Source organism: Nocardia amamiensis (genome assembly GCF_015477605.1).
Lineage (GTDB): Bacteria > Actinomycetota > Actinomycetes > Mycobacteriales > Mycobacteriaceae > Nocardia > Nocardia amamiensis_A.
The window spans coordinates 131,926-147,206 of sequence record NZ_JADLQX010000002.1 but is presented as its reverse complement, the minus strand read 5'-3'; the positions used below and the strand labels follow the sequence as shown (position 1 = coordinate 147,206).

Genomic DNA, 15,281 nt, shown 5'->3' with positions numbered 1-15,281 from the left:
CGGCATCTCGCGTGGGTGCTGGGGCTCGGCGTCGCCGCGGTCGTCTCGATGGAGCCGATGGCCACCGCGGCACCCGAGAACCGGTTCGGCTGGCCACTGCAACCGCGGCCCGCGGTGGTGCGGCGCTTCGACAAGCCCGCGCACAACTGGCTGCCCGGACATCGCGGGGTCGACCTGGCCGGAACCGAGGGGCAGGCCGTGCTCGCCGCGGGAGAAGGGATAGTGATGTTCGCCGGAGCGGTGGCCGACAAGCCGGTCGTGTCGATCGACCATCCCGGCGGGCTTCGCACGACCTACGAGCCGGTCCGCGCCGATGTCCCGGCGGGCAGGCGAGTCGGGCGCGGCACCAGAATCGGCACGCTGGAGTCCGGCCACCCGGGCTGCGCGACGCCGTGCCTGCACTGGGGAGCGCGTACCGAGGGCAGTGGGCGTCGCGGGCGCGAGTACCTGGACCCGCTCGGACTGCTCCATCTGACTCCGATGCGGCTCAAACCGGTGGGCTCGCGAGGGCCGGTCATGGTGCCGTCCAGGAACGGCCGACGGCTTTCGGGGCGAACCCGCGCGCAAGCCGGCCAGCAGACCGCGACCAGTGCGATGGCTGTATACCGAGGCGTCGCGCTCACGCGGCACCAGGCCGAGCCCGCCGGTGAGAGCAGACGCGCGCCGACCGCCGCGCCGAACACCGTCGCGGGGAGGCCGCGTCGCCGCCCGGGGCAAGCCGCGAATCGCCGGTGCGCGGTCGGCAGTGGCGGGGCCACACCGTGGGAGGTGAAGATCGACGTATGGAGGATGGGCTCGGTCTGCCACCGTTCACGTATCGCGAGGTGGGCGCGACCAAGGGCGCGCTGCCGGAGGGGTATCACCGGTTCCGGCTGCGGCGTCCGATCGGCCGGGGTCGCGCATTGTTCGAGCACGTCGGCGCGGAGATCCTGGCCTATCGAATGCAGAAGGGCACCGGGATATTCCAATACGCCGACACTCCGACGGCCGAGCCGGGCAGCGCCATCACCGTGCGGCTCGGAGCCGGTCCGGTGGCGATCACCGCGCCGTGCCGCGTGGTGTACGTGCTCGATGAACCCGACCGGCGAGGGTTCGCGTATGGAACATTGCCGGGGCATCCGGAGGCGGGCGAGGAACTTTTCGCGGTCGAATACGACTCGGGCGATGAAACCGTGTACGGGCTGGTCATCGCGTTCTCCCGCCCGGCCGCCTGGTACACCCGACTCGGCGGACCGGTGGTGCGGCTCATCCAGCGCTTCGTCGCGGGCAGATATATCGCGGCGTTGCCGACAACCGTCTGAGCGCGGTCCGCAACTGGCTCGAGTGCGGCCCAGCGAGGCTTCGAGCGCCATGGGGCGAAGTCGCCGGACCAGCATCCTGGCGGGCGTCAGCTTCCGGCGCGCGACTTCGGCGACACCGAGCCCGGTCGCACTGTGCTCCAGCCCACCCGCCCGATGCTCGGCCACGTCGACGGCCTCGGCATTGTCGACGGCGCCCCGCGCCGAGCGCAGCGCCGAAACAGCAGCGTGCGCGCCCACATCGTCCCGGCACTCAGGGCGTCACGATGGCGAAATCCGGGTCCGGCGCGTCGAAGATGTTGACCAGTTCGGCGAGTTTGGTGACATCCCCCTCGATGACGATGTCACCCGCGGCCGCGGCGACGCCGAAATCCTCGCCCGCCAGCAACACTCGGATCAGGGTGGCCTTGGTCAGGGTGAACGCGGCGTCGGGTTCCGGAAGGGCCATGCCCGGGGAAGCATCGAAGTGGGTCAGGCGACCGTTGCGCAGCTCGAGCCGATGGGTGCGGTCCTCGTCGGTGAGAATCCAATCCGTCACCAGCCGATGGTTCCACGCCTTGGGCCCGTCGACGCGCAACGCCAAGGCGTCGAAGATCTGGTCGACGGTCAGCGCGGCGGCCACGGTGGGCGATTCGGCCTTGGTCGGCGTGCCGAACGAGCCGTAGCGCAGCTCGTAGGCTCCGCTGAGATAGAAATTGCGCCAGGTCGCGTTCTCGGCGCCGTAGCCCAGTTGTTCGAAGGTGCTGGCCTGCAATTCCTTTGCGGCGTCGTTGTCCGGCTGGGCGAAGATGACGTAGTTGAGCACCTGCGCCACCCACCGGTAGTCCCCGGCGTCGTAGCAGACTTGCGCCTTACGCAGCACTTCCTCCGCACCACCCATGAATTCGACGTGCCGCCGCGCGGATTCGACCGGCGGATGCTCCCAGAGATGGGCGGGGTTGCCGTCGAACCAGCCCATGTAGCGCTGGTAGACGGCCTTGACGTTGTGACTGACCGAGCCGTAGTACCCGCGCGCGTGCCATGCTTGTTCGACGGCCGGTGGCAGCGTGAGCATTTCGGCGATCTCGGCGCCGACGTACCCCTGGTTCAGCAGCCGCACGGTCTGGTCGTGCAGGTATCCGTACATATCGCGTTGCAGGGCGAGAAACTCGACAAGCCGCGACGTGCCCCACGTGGGCCAGTGATGCGACGCGAAGACCACATCGGATTCGCGGGCGAAGAGATTGATCGCCTCGGTCAGGTACTTCGCCCAGACGTGCGCGTCGCGCACCAACGCCCCGCGCAGCGTGAGCACGTTGTGCATGGTGTGGGTCGCATTCTCCGCCATGCACAGTGCGCGACGGTCGGGGAAGTAGAAGTTCATCTCCGCGGGCGCCTCGGTACCCGGCGTGAGCTGGAAGACCATCCGTATCCCGTCGACCGTCTCCTCCTGTCCGGTCGTGGTGACCTCGACTGTCGGGGTGATCAGCGTGACGCTGCCGACCGAGGTGGTCTGGCCCAGCCCCGACCCCACCGCGCCGAGCGGGCCGCGCGGCAGCACAGCGCCGTACATGTATCCCGCACGGCGGGCCATCGCCGTGCCCGCGTAGATGTTCTCGGCCACCGCGTGTTCCAGGAAGCCCGCGGGCGCCAGCACCGGGCAGCGGCCGGCCGCGACCTCGTCGGCGGTCGTGACGCCCCACCCGCCGCCGAAATGGTCGGCGTGCGAATGGGTGTAGATCAGTCCCGTCACCGGACGATCGCCGCGGTGTGCGCGGTAGAGCGCGAGACCCGCCGCCGCGGTCTCCACGGAGATCAGCGGATCGATCACCAGGACACCCGTGTCGCCTTCGACCAGCGTCATATTGGAGATGTCCAGGCCGCGGATCTGGTAGATGCCCTCCGTGACCTCGAACAAGCCCTGTTTCAGCGCAAGCCCGGACTGCCGCCAGAGGCTGGGATGAACCGACGCCGGGCAGGATTCCCGCAGGAAGGCGTAGGAGTCGTTGTCCCATACGACGGTTCCGTCTTCGGAGGTGACCACGCCGGGTTCGAGGGCGGCGATGAATCCGCGTTCGGCGTCGGCCAGATCGGCGGTGTCGTCCGATGGCAGCGCGGCGGCGGCACGCTGGTGCTCCGCGATGATGAAGCCGCTCGGCTCACTCGCTGTGCTCATTGTCGTCCTCCTCACGTGTCGACCAACCATGCTGCTTTCCCCTTCACGGCCGTGGATCGAGAAACCCGGCTGCGGCGGCCGCGACCGCGACGACAGCGACCGCCACCGCCGATCCGGCGACAATGCGGTCGCCGTGTGCGTACCGGCCTTGGCGCAGACTGCGATTGCGCAAATAGCAGGCCCCTGCCAGCGTCACCATCGCGATCGCGGCGGCGATGGGCACGATCGCGGCCGCACGCCATCCGCTGTCGATGGCGTAGTGCAGGAACAGCGTTGCGACCACCATCGACGCCACCGCGGTACGCCGCCACGCCAGTGCGGTACGTTCGGCGGCCAGATGCGGCGCGTTCATCGCAGCAGCACCGCCAAGCCCGCCAGCACGGACACGATCGCGATGCCCGCCGACAGGATCGGCACCAGCACCGTGTCCGGCAACGGCCTGCCCTGCCGCATGGCCACGCCGACGCGCCGCCAGTGCGCGTACGCGCCGACCGCGACCACCGCCCCCAGAACCAGGCAGCTCAACGCGATCGCGCGCCGGAGCCCGGCCACTCGGAACGACTGCACCAGCGTGTGCACCGCGACACCACCGGCCAGCAACCCCAGCGAGGTCCGCATCCAGGCCAGGAAGGTGCGTTCGTTCGCGAGCGTGAAGCGGTAGTCGAGTTCCTCTTCGCCCTCTTCCGATTCGGCATCGGGGTTCGGCAGCGTCACGCCGCCTCGGCTCTGGTAGCGGGATGCCGGGCATCGGCGCGCACGCGGCCTTCCAGCGACCCGCCCGGACCGTTCCGCGCTCGCGGCACCGCCGCACGCGACCGGCCGGGTTCGCAGCGTCGATCCACAGCACTGCGCTGGTCGGCGGCGATCACGGGCATCACTCCATCGCTCGTAGCGTTGGCAAACGATCCGCTACGTCAGCGTAACCGGAGGCCCGGAGACCGTCCACGCTCCCAGTACCCCCGTGACCCGCCGGTTATGTGCGGGCTACGTCAGATCGCGACCGCGTCCTCGAACGTCATGGCCAGGCGCGAGACGGCCGAGGACATCAGCGCGCGGCGCGGCAAACCGATCGACCGCAATTCTTCCGCGATCGGATGGTCGCCCAGTGTCAATCGCGCACCGCCGAAACGGACTCGCATACCGGAGGGTCGCATCTGCCACCGCGTGCAGCGAGTGATGCCGTCGATATGCGAGTAGGCGTCGAAGGAGGACGTGGTCGCGCGCCTGCCCGGTGTCATGAGCCCTGGGCGGATCGTGAGATCGGCGATCAACTGTCCGTCCTGGTGCAGCGCACCGCTGCGCGTCCGGCCCTTGTGATCGACGACGAACTGGGCGAGTTCCTTGGGGAATCCCCAGATGCCCCGGCCCGCTGCCAGCGTGAAATCGCCGTCCACGGGCAGCCGATGGATCAACACGCCCGCCCGTCCGGTCGCCAGGTCTCTCAGATCACCGAATCCCGATGCCGTACTCGCCGTGTGGTGGCGCACCATGAACGAGACGCCGAACTCGTTGTAGGGGCCGAGATCGCCGTCGACGTAGTCGACGAACACCAGCGTGCACATCGCCCGTCCACCGGGCACCCGCAGGATTCGCAGGCCCGAGTAGTCGATGAGCTGCTGCGCCGCCGCGGCGGGCACCGGATAGGTCGCCAGGAAAGCGTGCGCGAGCCGGATGCGAACCGGCATCCGTACTTCGCGGCCGAGAACCGAGTGCGTGCTCACGTCAACGCCTTTCCGCGCGTCGGCGCAGCCGTGCGCCGCGTGTCATGCGGGCGGGTACCGCCTGCTAATTTCTATAGAACACGTGTCAGATCTTCTGCACAATAGCTTTCCCAATGCTGAGGCCCGAGCCGAACTTGTTTCAATTCTCTCCCAGCCGATGCGTGGGCTACGACTACGTGGTTCCCGGTGTGTTGCGCAGGCGGGCCTCCAGGCCGTCGAGCACGCAGAGCAGGCCGAAATCGAAGGCCATCGCGCGCGCGACCTCCGGATCCGTCGGCGCGGTGGCCCGCATATCCGCGAGCATTTCGGGATAGTCGGCGCTGAGGTCCTCCATCACGCGCAGCATGCCGTCGGTGTCCATCTCGGCCCCGCCCGAGGCCTTCTGCCACGCGATCTCCGGAATCACCTGGCCCAGCACGAAACCCATCACCGTTCCTCCGGCCAGATAGATGTCCACACCCCGGAAACCCGCCCGGCCGAACGCACGCCGCAGGCGATCGCTCACCTGTAGCGAATTCGGACCGATACTGGGCAACTGCCCGACCAGCGACGCCATCCACGGATGCTCCCGGATCGTCGCGCGCAAACTGTAGGCGAAGGTGGTCAGCAGCTCACGCCAGGACGCCTGCTCGGGCTCCGGGGTCCGCACCATGCCCCAGAACTGGTCGAGCACCAGTTCGAGCAACTCCTCCTTGTTCGCGACATGCCAGTACAGGCTGGTCGCGCCCGCGCCGAGCTTCGCGCCGAGCTTGCGCATGCTCAGCGACTCCAGCCCCTCGGCGTCGAGAATCTCGACGGCCGCGGTGATGATCTGGTCGCGGCTCAGCCCCGACGTCTTGGGCTGGCGCGGTTCCCGGGTCCATACCGAGGTGAACTGCTTGGTCACCCCTAGATCTTATATTCACTCGCACACTGTTCGATGTTGTCGTACGCTGTGCGAGTGGAATCGAACGTTGTACGAGACCCCCGCCGCTGGTGGGTTCTGGTCGTCCTGTGCCTGTCCCTGCTGGTGCTGATGCTCGACAGCACCGTGCTCAATCTCGCGATCCCGTCGCTGATTCGGGAGCTGAACGCCACACCGTCGGACATCCAGTGGATCCTGGACGCCTACGTGCTGGTCTTCGCCGGGCTTCTGCTCACCGCCGGAAGCCTGTCCGATCGATTCGGCAGGCGGCGCGCACTGATCACCGGGCTGGCCCTGTTCGGAGTGGCGTCACTGGCCGCCGTACTGGCCACCGAACCGTGGCAGGTCGTCGCCGCCCGCGCCGCGATGGGCGTCGGCGGCTCGCTGCTCATGCCGTCGACCCTGTCGATCCTGATGACCACCTTCGCCGAGGACGAACGCCGCACGGCGATGGCGGCGTGGTCGACGGTCTCGATGGTCGGCATCGTCGCCGGACCGACACTGGGCGGCTTTCTCCTCGAGCACTACTGGTGGGGTTCGGTGTTCCTGCTCAACATCCCGGTGGCGGTCTTGGCGATCGTGGCGGCCTTGGTACTGATGCCGGAGACCACCGGCGAGCAGCGGCCGGTCGACCTCGTCGGCGTGCTGTTGTCCATCGTGGCGCTCAGCGCGACCGTCTACGTGATCATCGAGCGGGAATGGAACATCGGCATGATCGCGCTGGCCGCCGTGACGGCGCTCGCGTTCGTTGTGTGGGAGAGCCGGTCGGCGCATCCGATGCTGCCGTTGGCGGTGTTCCGCAGCCGGGATTTCACCGGTACCTGCTTCACGCTGCTGCTGATGGTCTTCGGCATGGGTGCGGTCATGCTGATGCTCACCCAGTACCTGCAATTCGCGCTCGGCTACGGGCCCATGAAGGCCGGTCTGGCGCTGCTGCCCTACGCCGTGGCCGCGGCCGTCTGCAACGGGCTCGGCGCCACCCTCGGAAAGACGCTGAGCAACAAGACGCTCATCGTCTCCGGTCTGCTCGTCATGGGTGCGGCGTTCGGCATCCTGGCCGTCGCGAGTGGCTACCCGGGAATCCTGGCCAGCATGCTCGTGATGGGCATCGGCGGCGGTTTGGCTGGACCGGCCGCCTATGCGGCCATCATGAGCGCCATCCCGCTCGAACACGCGGGTGTCGGGTCCGCGATGAACGACACACTGCAGCAGGTCGGCATGGCGATCAGCATCGCGATCCTGGGCAGCGTGCTGGCCGGGGTATTCACCTCGAACATGCCCGAGGACGCCCCCGACGCGGCGCGCGAATCCATCGGCGCGGCGTTCCAGCTCGGCTACCTCGAGCCGGCCAAGGAGGCCTTCACCGCTGCCATGTCGACCGGAGCATGGATCAGTGCTGGATTCAGCATCGCCGCCGCTGCGCTCGGCGCGGCCCTACTGCGCGCCCGCCGGGCGGAATCGGCCGAGCAGCCGGAACCCGCCGCGGTGACGAACGCGTGATCGGTGTCGGCGGGCCGCCGTGGTCGTTGCTCACCCCCATCGCGGCGCCGCCGACCAAACGGCATCGGCGCCAGATCGCGATCTCGGCGTCCTGAATTCACCCGGTATGAATGATTCCGACCCGGGGGCTGATGGTCTCGTGCGCGCCCGCCGAGCAAAGTTGGTGGTGTGTTCGCATTCTGCTCGCCTTCAGTAGACGAGGGCCAGTGAATCAATCAGTCGCAGGAGACATCATGATCACGAACAAAATGCGCGCAACGGCGGCGGCAGTAGCGGTCGCACCGGTCATCGCCCTCGGTTCCGGATTTGCTTCCGCGGCCCCGGACGTAGCCCCTGTGCCCGTGGCGGATAATTCCGCGGTTCCGGCCCAGGTCGAGCCCGCTACCTTGGGTCTGATCTGGCCTCTGGGCATATTCTGTGCGCCATTGCTGCTCCTTCCGCCGGTCATCAACGCGGTGGCCGTGTTCGTGTGCGCCGTTTGACCGCACTCGACAGAACGGCACCGAGGGCGAGAGCGCCACGCGTCGCGGCTGAGGCCGCGGCCTGACGCGCGGCGTCTCGTCTGGTGACAAAGCAGCCCCAGCCGGGCTCGACGTCGCGGGCCGAATGTGTTCTCGGCCCACCGATGCGCCCGGTGGGGGGTGCGTATCGGCATTTATCCGTGACGCGCGGATAAATGCGGTTCAATTACCGGATGACAATGTTCAGGAAACTCGTGGGCGCTGCCGCGGCACTCGCCGCGGCCGCCGCGCTATTCGGGGCGTCGTCAGTTACCGCGCACGCCCAGGGATCGGCCGTGCTGGGCGGCGGCTCCGGCATCATCGTCGCGGACCAGAACGTCTGCACACTCACCACGATCGGGCGCGACGCCGGAGGTCGGCTGGTCGGGTTCACCGCGGCACACTGTGGTGCGGCGGGATCCGCGGTCGAGGCCGAAACCAACCGTGACGCCGGTGTCGTGGGCACCTTCGACTACATCAACAGCGAACTCGACTACGCCGTGATCGTGTTCGATCCGGGCAAGGTCGTGCCCGTGAACCAGGTGGGCAGCACGACGATCACCGGGGTCGGGGGACCGGCGCAGTTCCCGGACATCGCCTGCAAGGAAGGCAGGGGCACCGGACGGACCTGCGGGCTGACCTACGGCGACGTATTCGGCGGCGGTGCTCTCACCTGGACTCAGATATGTGTCGTTCCCGGTGATTCGGGCGCACCGGTTGTGGTGGGCACGACCCTCGTCGGCATGGTCAACGGGTACCTGAGCGTGCCGTGCCTCGGTCCGGAGGTCGGCGCGAATATCATCGCCATCATGAATGACGCGAACGCGCGCGGTGGTGCTGGTTCGGGGTTCGACCCGATCTAGCCGTACACTGCGCGGCGCTCTGCGACATCCCGGCCGAGTAATCACCGCTCGTGCTCGACTACCACGCCGCTTTCGATAGCGCGTTCGACCAGGAATGAGCGCTTCTGATTCGGCGGCAAGGCCGGGACGCGGAATTTGTCGAACAGTGCCCGCATGTGCGTCTTGACCGTTGAGACAGTCAGGCACAAATCGTGGGCGATCTGACTGTTCGACGCGGGGTACGAATACGCGTTCCGGGCATCGTACGGGCGGCACAGCGCCTCGAGCACCAGATATTGGGCGTCGGTCAGCGAATTCCGGGTGGGCTGCGCGGAAAGAGCGATCGTCATTTCCTCTGCAGAGGAGGTGCCGTCCCGGAAAATGAGCAGTGAGCGGCCCACACGAATCCGGTCGCCGGAGCTGAGTTTGCGGCGACCGCCGACGCGCTCGCCGTTGACGAAAGTCCCGTTTTTCGACAGCCCGTCATCGATGACGACCCAGCAATCGCAGACGCGTTCGATGATGGCGTGCAGCCGAGAAACGGTGGCGTCGGCTGTGACGGTGATATCGGCCGCGCTCGAGCGCCCGATTGTCACGGTGGGCCTGTCACCATTCAGGGGAATCTCACGCCATGTTCCCGGCCCCGTCGGCTGGGACAGCGTCGACACCGCGCCCGGCTGCGGCTGCGCGGGCTGCTCTTGCAGTGAATACAGTCCGCGATGCAGGGCCTGTGGTCCGCTCGACGTAGACATCGCCTGATTCCCACTCGGAGCACGTCATGGATTGCGGGCACTGATTCGCACCTACCAGGGTGCGCCCTCCCGGCACCGACCACATCCGAATTCAACTACTTCAGCGCGATCTTGTGACAGGACCAGGAAAACGAATACTGCACCCCGCGTGTCGGACGCCAAAACAGACCCACGGTCGGAGAATCTCCCCAACGCGAACGAGTACTTGCGCTGGCGACAGGCCAGCGTGGTCGGATGAGCGTGATCATCCGAGCACGAACCGCCGCCGATATGCGCGACTGCGCCGCAGCTCTTCGGCAAGTCCACGACGTCGACCGATACCCGGACACCTGGCCTGCCGACCCGATGGGTTGGCTGTCTCCGTCGAAGCTCATCGCGGCTCATGTCGCCGAGCAGGCGCGGAGGGTGGTCGGCCACGTCGGTCTCGGCACCAGCGGAGAAGCACCGTTGGCTTTGCGTCGAACAGCCGGCGCGCTCGCTGTGGCATGGGTCATCCGCTTGTACGTTGTACCATCCGCGCGTCGAGCCGGAGTCGGTTCGCAATTGCTGGCGGCGGCCGCGCGAACGGCGGCGAGCCGGGGGCAGCGTGCTGCGCTCACCGTGGAGTCCGGTGGTGCGGCGGCGATCGCGATGTACGAGCGCAGCGGCTGGCGACGTGTACACAGCGCACCTGGCGGCTGGCATACAGCGGAGGGACAGGAGGCGTGGATGCATTACTACGTCAGCCCATAAGACCCCTCGCTCATCGCCGATCGACACTCTGACCGCCGCTCCCGGAGTCTCCTCAGGCCCGCCGGATGGACCACAGCTCACCCACCACCCACCCACGCTCAGACCGCCGCTCCCCGAGTCTCCTCAGGCCCGCCGGATGGACCACAGCTCACCCACCACCCACCCACGCTCAGACCGCCGCTCCCCGAGTCTCCTCAGGCGCGCGGGTGGGCTTGGTCGTGTGCCTTCCTCAGGCGGTCGATCGAGACGTGGGTATAGAGCTGCGTGGTGGCCATGCTGGCGTGGCCGAGGAGTTCCTGGACCACACGCAGGTCGGCGCCGCCCTCGAGGAGGTGGGTCGCGGCGGTGTGCCGCAGGCCGTGCGGGCCCATATCGGGTGCGCCGGGGATAGCCGCGACAACCTCGTGCACAACGGTTCTCGCCTGTCGCTGATCCAGGCGCTTGCCGCGGCGGCCGAGCAGCAGCGCGCGACCGGACGCGGCGGTGGCGAAAGCGGGGCGTCCGTAACGCAGCCAGTTGCCGACGGCCTCGTCGGCGGGCGCGCCGAACGGGGCCGATCGCTCCTTGTTGCCCTTGCCGAGTACGCGCACCACGCGCCGTTCGCGATCGACATCCTCGATATCCAGCCCGCACAGTTCGCTCACCCGGATGCCGGTGGCGTAGAGCAACTCCACGATCGCCCGATCCCGCAACGCCATCGGGTCGCACTGGGCAGCACCGGATCGCGCCGCGTCCATGGCGCCGATGGCCTGCTGCGGTCCGAGCACGGCCGGGAGCACGCGATGCGCCTTCGGTGAACCCAACCGCAGGCCCGGGTCGACGGGCAGCCGCCCGGTCCTGGTGAGCCACGCCGTGAAGGTACGCGCGGACGACGCCCGCCGCGCCAACGTCGTCCGCGCGGCGCCCGCGGCCGCCTGCCGCGCCAACCACGACCGCAACAGCGGCAGGTCCAGCTCGCGGATCGCCGAATCGGCCGACCGCAGATAGAGATGGTCCAGCAGCGAGCGCGCATCGCCCAGATACGCCCGTACCGTGTGCTCCGAGCGATTGCGCCCGAGCCGCAGGTGCCTGCCGTACTCCACCAACAGCGCTTCCAGGTCCTCGGGCAGTCGCTCCATTCCCCCACCGTCGCGATCACAGCCCCGATTGGCAAGTGGCCGCGCCGGATCCGCACGTCGCTGCCGCTCGACTCCGGCCCGAATCACGTCATCGAGTGCACCGATGCTCGCCGCGCCACTCCCCCATCGCCACCACCTCCCAACGCCGGGCTTCGTCGCAATCACATCAACGAACTGCATCGACATCGCCCCCACACACGCCCGTTCCCCTACCGCCCCACCGCACGGCTCCGCCACAAACCGTGTCAGCAAGGGCCGCTCACTCATGTGCGATGTGCCATTCGATGCCAACCACTTTCGTCGGCGGCAACCAGACCCGCTAACTCGAGGGCTGGGAGGGTCGCACGGACCACGGGAAGCGACAGGCCGCACTGCCGGGACAGCTCGAGTGGCAACCGGGAACCGATCCTCGGCAGCGCGGCGAAGACGAGGGCCTCGTCCCCGGTGAGCCGGTCCTCCGGATTGTCGGCAGGTCCCGTCGCACCCGGGAGGGACAGCCGGAGCGGACCCGCCTCGTCGACGACTTCCTCGGCACGGGTGACCAGGCGGGCTTCACCGTCCCGGATCATCCGGTGACAACCCACCGAAGCCACCGACGTCACCGGGCCTGGTACGGCCAGGGCAGGGCGGCCGAGACGGCGGGCCCACTTCACGGTGTTGCGCGCGCCGCTGCGCAGCCCCGCCTCCACTACCAGTACGCCATCGGCAAGGGCGGCGATCAGGCGATTGCGAGCGAGGAATTGGTGCTTGTGCGCGGTGACTCCGGGCGGGTACTCGCTGACCACCAGGCCGGATGCGGCGATGTCGGACAGCAGGCGCTCGTGCTGGACCGGGTACGGCCGGTCGATGCCGCAGGCCAGCACCGCGATCGTCGAGCCGTCCACCGCCAATGCCGCTCGGTGCGCCACGCTGTCGATCCCGAACGCCGCACCGGACACGATGGTCCATCCTTGCGCGGCGAGATCCCCGGCGATCTCACTTGTCACGCGGTTGCCGTACCCGGTGCTGCACCGCGAGCCGACCACCGCCACGGCGCGTTCGCTGGACTCGAGCAGGGATCGCGGGCCGCGTGCCCACAGCATGAGCGGCACGGCCCCGTCGCGGTCCCGGCCTGGTTCGAGCTGTGCGAGACCGAGCATCCGCCAGGCGGGCCACTCCGGGTCGTCCGGCGTCACGACTCGTCCGCCGATCCGTTCGATGACCTCGAGATCCCGTCTCGCGATGTCGATGCCGCGCCGCTGCGCCGTCGGTCCGCGCAACGGCTCGGGCAGCGCGCACTCCCGCACGGCACGCGCCGCCTCCTCCACCCCGATCGCGTCGATCAGCGCCGACAGCGGCGCGCACGGGCCCTGCACCACTCGCGACAGGTACACCCAGGCCAAACGCCGCGCATCGGGATCGCCGGATGCCGGACCGGAGAGGTTCGCGGATGTGCCACTCGTCTCCGCGGCACCGCCGTCCCGCGGCGGCGCCGCGCTCATTGCGCGCCCCGCTGGCGGAAATTCAGCGCCGCCAGCACGTCTTGCGCTGATGGCACTTCGCCGCCGCGCAGGTCGCAGATGGTCCATGCGACCCGGATGGCGCGGTCCGCGCCACGCGCGGACATGCGCCCGAGACGCAAGGCGGCCTCCACGGGAGCGAGGGATTCCCGCGGCAAGCGGAACCTCTGGCGCAGGACGTGACCGGGGACTTCCGCATTGGTCAGCCACCCGTATTCGCGCCAGCGCTCGGCCGCCGCGCGCCGGGCGACGGCCACACGACCGCGCACCACCTCGCTGCTCTCGGCGGCATCGGTACTGAACGCGGCGCCCGACTGGCCGTGCATCCGCACCCAGATGTCGATGCGGTCCATCAGCGGCCCCGACAGCTTCCCGAGATAGCGGCGGCGAGCCAGCGGCGCGCAGATGCAGTCGACGTCGCGTGCCGGGGCGCACGGGCACGGATTCGCCGCCAGCACCAGCTGGAATCGGGCGGGATACCGTGCAACGCCGTCGCGCCGCGCGATGCGTACCTCTCCTTCCTCCAGGGGTGTTCGCATCGCCTCGAGCACCTTCGTGCCGAGTTCGGCGCACTCGTCGAGGAACAGCACGCCGCGGTGGGCCCGGCTGACCGCGCCGGGCCGCGCGATCCCCGAACCGCCACCGATCATCGCGGTCACCGAGGTCGAATGGTGCGGGGCGACGAACGGTGGCGCCGTGACCAGCGGATGGTCGCCTGCGAGCGTGCCCGCCATCGAATGGATCGCAGTCACCTCCAGCGCCTCGGTCTCCGTGAGCGGCGGCAGCAGCCCCGGAAGACGTTGCGCCAGCATCGTTTTGCCGATGCCCGGCGGTCCGGTGAGCAGCAAGTGGTGCCCGCCCGCCGCGGCCACCTCCAGCGCCCAGCGCGCTTCTTCCTGCCCCACCACCTCGCTGAGATCGCCGCCCTGGCGCACCGCATCGGGCAGGTCGCCATCCGGTTCGGCGAGCGTGCCCTCGCCGCGCAGCCAGGCCACCACGCCGCGCAGGCTGCCGGCTCCGAAGACCTGGATGCCCTCCACCAGCCCGGCCTCGGCCATGGTCACCGCGGGCACCACGACGGTCGACCAGCCAGCGTTGCGGGCCGCGAGCACGGCGGGCAGCACACCGCGCACCCGCCGCACCCGTCCGTCCAGCGCGAGTTCGCCGAGCAGCACCGTCTTCGCGAGCCGCTCGGAGGGAACCGCGCCGGACGCGTCCAGCACCGCGACGGCCAGCGCGAGGTCGTAGACGCTGCCGAGCTTGGGCAACGTCGCGGGAGACAGCGCCAGGACCACCCGGCCGTCCGGCCATTTCTCCCCTGAGTTGGCCACCGCGGAGCGCACCCGGTCGCGGGATTCCTGCAACGCGGTGTCGGGTAGCCCGACCAGGTGCACGGACGGCAGACCCTGGCCGATATCGGCCTCGATCTCGACGAGCAGACCGTCCACGCCGGTGACCGCGACCGAATGCGCCCGCCCGAGCGCCATTCAGAACACCGCCTCGAGGTGATCGATCACCGGTGGGCGTCCGCGTGCCACCAACACCGACACGACGTCGAATCGTATGCGCCGCCACGGGCCGTCCTGCTCGGCCAGCCACAGCAGCGCCAAGCGCCGGATGCGCTGTTGCTTGAGAAAGGTGACCGACTCGGCCGGGGTGCCGTAGCCGAGGCCCGAACGGGTCTTGACCTCGACGAACGCGGTCACCTCTCCGTCTTGGGCGATCAGATCCAGCTCGCCGTATCGGCATCGCCAATTCCTGGCGATGATCTGCATCCCCGCGGCGCGCAGGAACGCCGCGGCCAATTCCTCCCCGTGCGCGCCGAGCGCCTGTTTGTCTGTCACCCGGCCAGAGTGCGCCGGGCCCGGATCAGGTCAGCGTCGCCGAGCTGGGCATTCAGAAAACCTGTTGATAACCGCGTTGCTGTGGAGAATCACTCGGGCAGCCGCAGGTCCGGCTTCTCCAGTTCCTCGATGTTGACATCCTTGAAGGTGATGACTCGGACATGCTTGACGAACCGGGCGGGGCGATACATGTCCCACACCCACGCGTCGCTCATCCGCACTTCGAAGTACACCTCGCCATCGGCGTTCTGCGGCCGCAGTTCTACGGAATTGGCCAAGTAGAAGCGGCGCTCGGTCTCCACCACGTACGAAAACTGACCGACGATGTCCTTGTACTCGCGATACAGCGAGAGTTCCATCTCGGTCTCGTACTTCTCGAGGTCCTCGGCACTCATCGGGTGGGACGTCCTCCTTCT

16 protein-coding genes and 1 pseudogene are annotated in these 15,281 nt (G+C 68.5%); 6 read left to right on the top strand and 11 right to left on the bottom strand.

What is annotated here, in order from left to right:
- Positions 1 to 48 precede the first annotated feature (48 nt).
- Positions 49 to 501: pseudogene (locus IU459_RS03145) on the top strand (M23 family metallopeptidase); the annotation flags it as partial.
- A gap of 281 nt (positions 502 to 782) precedes the next feature.
- Complete coding sequence (locus tag IU459_RS03140) at positions 783 to 1,301, top strand: DUF1990 family protein (protein ID WP_195127913.1); 519 nt, start codon at positions 783 to 785, stop codon at positions 1,299 to 1,301.
- 250 nt (positions 1,302 to 1,551) lie between these two features.
- On the opposite strand, the gene IU459_RS03135 is transcribed toward IU459_RS03140, so the two are convergent.
- The 5 genes from IU459_RS03135 to IU459_RS03115 all read right to left on the bottom strand — a co-directional run bounded on the left by IU459_RS03135 (position 1,552) and on the right by IU459_RS03115 (position 6,060).
- Positions 1,552 to 3,453, bottom strand: coding sequence for an alkyl/aryl-sulfatase (locus tag IU459_RS03135; protein ID WP_195127912.1), 1,902 nt, complete (start codon positions 3,451 to 3,453; stop codon positions 1,552 to 1,554).
- 43 nt (positions 3,454 to 3,496) lie between these two features.
- On the bottom strand, positions 3,497 to 3,805 hold the full coding sequence (locus tag IU459_RS03130) for a DUF202 domain-containing protein (protein WP_195127911.1): 309 nt from the start codon (positions 3,803 to 3,805) through the stop codon (positions 3,497 to 3,499).
- Positions 3,802 to 4,167 (bottom strand): YidH family protein, encoded by a 366-nt coding sequence (locus IU459_RS03125; protein WP_195127910.1) that lies wholly within the window; start codon positions 4,165 to 4,167, stop codon positions 3,802 to 3,804. The genes IU459_RS03130 and IU459_RS03125 overlap by 4 nt, the downstream gene beginning before the upstream one ends.
- Positions 4,168 to 4,442: 275 nt before the next feature.
- Positions 4,443 to 5,174 (bottom strand): acetoacetate decarboxylase family protein, encoded by a 732-nt coding sequence (locus IU459_RS03120; protein ID WP_195127909.1) that lies wholly within the window; start codon positions 5,172 to 5,174, stop codon positions 4,443 to 4,445.
- Positions 5,175 to 5,346: 172 nt separating this feature from the next.
- Positions 5,347 to 6,060, bottom strand: coding sequence for a TetR/AcrR family transcriptional regulator (locus IU459_RS03115; RefSeq protein WP_195127908.1), 714 nt, complete (start codon positions 6,058 to 6,060; stop codon positions 5,347 to 5,349).
- A 54-nt stretch (positions 6,061 to 6,114) separates the two neighbouring features.
- Here IU459_RS03115 and IU459_RS03110 point away from each other — a divergent pair, with 54 nt between their 5' ends.
- The 3 genes from IU459_RS03110 to IU459_RS03100 all read left to right on the top strand — a co-directional run bounded on the left by IU459_RS03110 (position 6,115) and on the right by IU459_RS03100 (position 8,941).
- Positions 6,115 to 7,578: an MFS transporter gene (locus tag IU459_RS03110; protein WP_324198716.1), complete on the top strand. Its 1,464-nt coding sequence runs from the start codon at positions 6,115 to 6,117 to the stop codon at positions 7,576 to 7,578.
- 233 nt (positions 7,579 to 7,811) lie between these two features.
- Complete coding sequence (locus tag IU459_RS03105) at positions 7,812 to 8,060, top strand: hypothetical protein (RefSeq protein ID WP_195127906.1); 249 nt, start codon at positions 7,812 to 7,814, stop codon at positions 8,058 to 8,060.
- Between the two features lie 218 nt (positions 8,061 to 8,278).
- Positions 8,279 to 8,941 carry a serine protease gene (locus tag IU459_RS03100; protein WP_195128168.1) on the top strand — a complete coding sequence of 221 codons (663 nt, stop codon included), beginning with the start codon at positions 8,279 to 8,281 and terminating at the stop codon, positions 8,939 to 8,941.
- 41 nt (positions 8,942 to 8,982) lie between these two features.
- On the opposite strand, the gene IU459_RS03095 is transcribed toward IU459_RS03100, so the two are convergent.
- On the bottom strand, positions 8,983 to 9,672 hold the full coding sequence (locus tag IU459_RS03095) for an FHA domain-containing protein (protein ID WP_195127905.1): 690 nt from the start codon (positions 9,670 to 9,672) through the stop codon (positions 8,983 to 8,985).
- Positions 9,673 to 9,906: 234 nt separating this feature from the next.
- On the opposite strand from IU459_RS03095, the gene IU459_RS03090 reads away from it, so the two are divergent.
- On the top strand, positions 9,907 to 10,404 hold the full coding sequence (locus tag IU459_RS03090) for a GNAT family N-acetyltransferase (protein ID WP_228837284.1): 498 nt from the start codon (positions 9,907 to 9,909) through the stop codon (positions 10,402 to 10,404).
- A 194-nt stretch (positions 10,405 to 10,598) separates the two neighbouring features.
- On the opposite strand, the gene IU459_RS03085 is transcribed toward IU459_RS03090, so the two are convergent.
- From IU459_RS03085 to IU459_RS03065, 5 genes are all read right to left on the bottom strand, one after another.
- Positions 10,599 to 11,522, bottom strand: a complete 924-nt coding sequence (locus tag IU459_RS03085) for a tyrosine recombinase XerC (RefSeq protein WP_195127904.1) — start codon at positions 11,520 to 11,522, stop codon at positions 10,599 to 10,601.
- A 263-nt stretch (positions 11,523 to 11,785) separates the two neighbouring features.
- Positions 11,786 to 13,003 carry a DNA-processing protein DprA gene (gene dprA / locus IU459_RS03080; protein WP_195127903.1) on the bottom strand — a complete coding sequence of 406 codons (1,218 nt, stop codon included), beginning with the start codon at positions 13,001 to 13,003 and terminating at the stop codon, positions 11,786 to 11,788.
- A complete protein-coding gene (locus IU459_RS03075) occupies positions 13,000 to 14,508 on the bottom strand; it encodes a YifB family Mg chelatase-like AAA ATPase (RefSeq protein WP_195127902.1) in 1,509 nt (502 codons plus the stop codon). Before IU459_RS03075 ends, dprA begins: the two co-directional genes overlap by 4 nt.
- Entirely contained in the window at positions 14,509 to 14,865 is a 357-nt protein-coding gene (locus tag IU459_RS03070; RefSeq protein ID WP_195127901.1) for a YraN family protein, read from the bottom strand.
- Positions 14,866 to 14,954: 89 nt separating this feature from the next.
- Positions 14,955 to 15,260 (bottom strand): DUF2469 domain-containing protein, encoded by a 306-nt coding sequence (locus IU459_RS03065; protein WP_011210678.1) that lies wholly within the window; start codon positions 15,258 to 15,260, stop codon positions 14,955 to 14,957.
- Between the last annotated feature and the right edge of the window lie 21 nt (positions 15,261 to 15,281).

Coding starts and splice junctions, on each gene's coding strand:
- IU459_RS03140 (WP_195127913.1), top strand. CDS start 783: ATGGAGGATGGGCTCGGTCTGCCACCGTTCACGTATCGCGAGGTGGGC.
- IU459_RS03135 (WP_195127912.1), bottom strand. CDS start 3,453: ATGAGCACAGCGAGTGAGCCGAGCGGCTTCATCATCGCGGAGCACCAG.
- IU459_RS03130 (WP_195127911.1), bottom strand. CDS start 3,805: ATGAACGCGCCGCATCTGGCCGCCGAACGTACCGCACTGGCGTGGCGG.
- IU459_RS03105 (WP_195127906.1), top strand. CDS start 7,812: ATGATCACGAACAAAATGCGCGCAACGGCGGCGGCAGTAGCGGTCGCA.
- IU459_RS03100 (WP_195128168.1), top strand. CDS start 8,279: ATGTTCAGGAAACTCGTGGGCGCTGCCGCGGCACTCGCCGCGGCCGCC.
- IU459_RS03095 (WP_195127905.1), bottom strand. CDS start 9,672: ATGTCTACGTCGAGCGGACCACAGGCCCTGCATCGCGGACTGTATTCA.
- IU459_RS03090 (WP_228837284.1), top strand. CDS start 9,907: ATGAGCGTGATCATCCGAGCACGAACCGCCGCCGATATGCGCGACTGC.
- IU459_RS03085 (WP_195127904.1), bottom strand. CDS start 11,522: ATGGAGCGACTGCCCGAGGACCTGGAAGCGCTGTTGGTGGAGTACGGC.
- dprA (WP_195127903.1), bottom strand. CDS start 13,003: ATGAGCGCGGCGCCGCCGCGGGACGGCGGTGCCGCGGAGACGAGTGGC.
- IU459_RS03075 (WP_195127902.1), bottom strand. CDS start 14,508: ATGGCGCTCGGGCGGGCGCATTCGGTCGCGGTCACCGGCGTGGACGGT.
- IU459_RS03065 (WP_011210678.1), bottom strand. CDS start 15,260: ATGAGTGCCGAGGACCTCGAGAAGTACGAGACCGAGATGGAACTCTCG.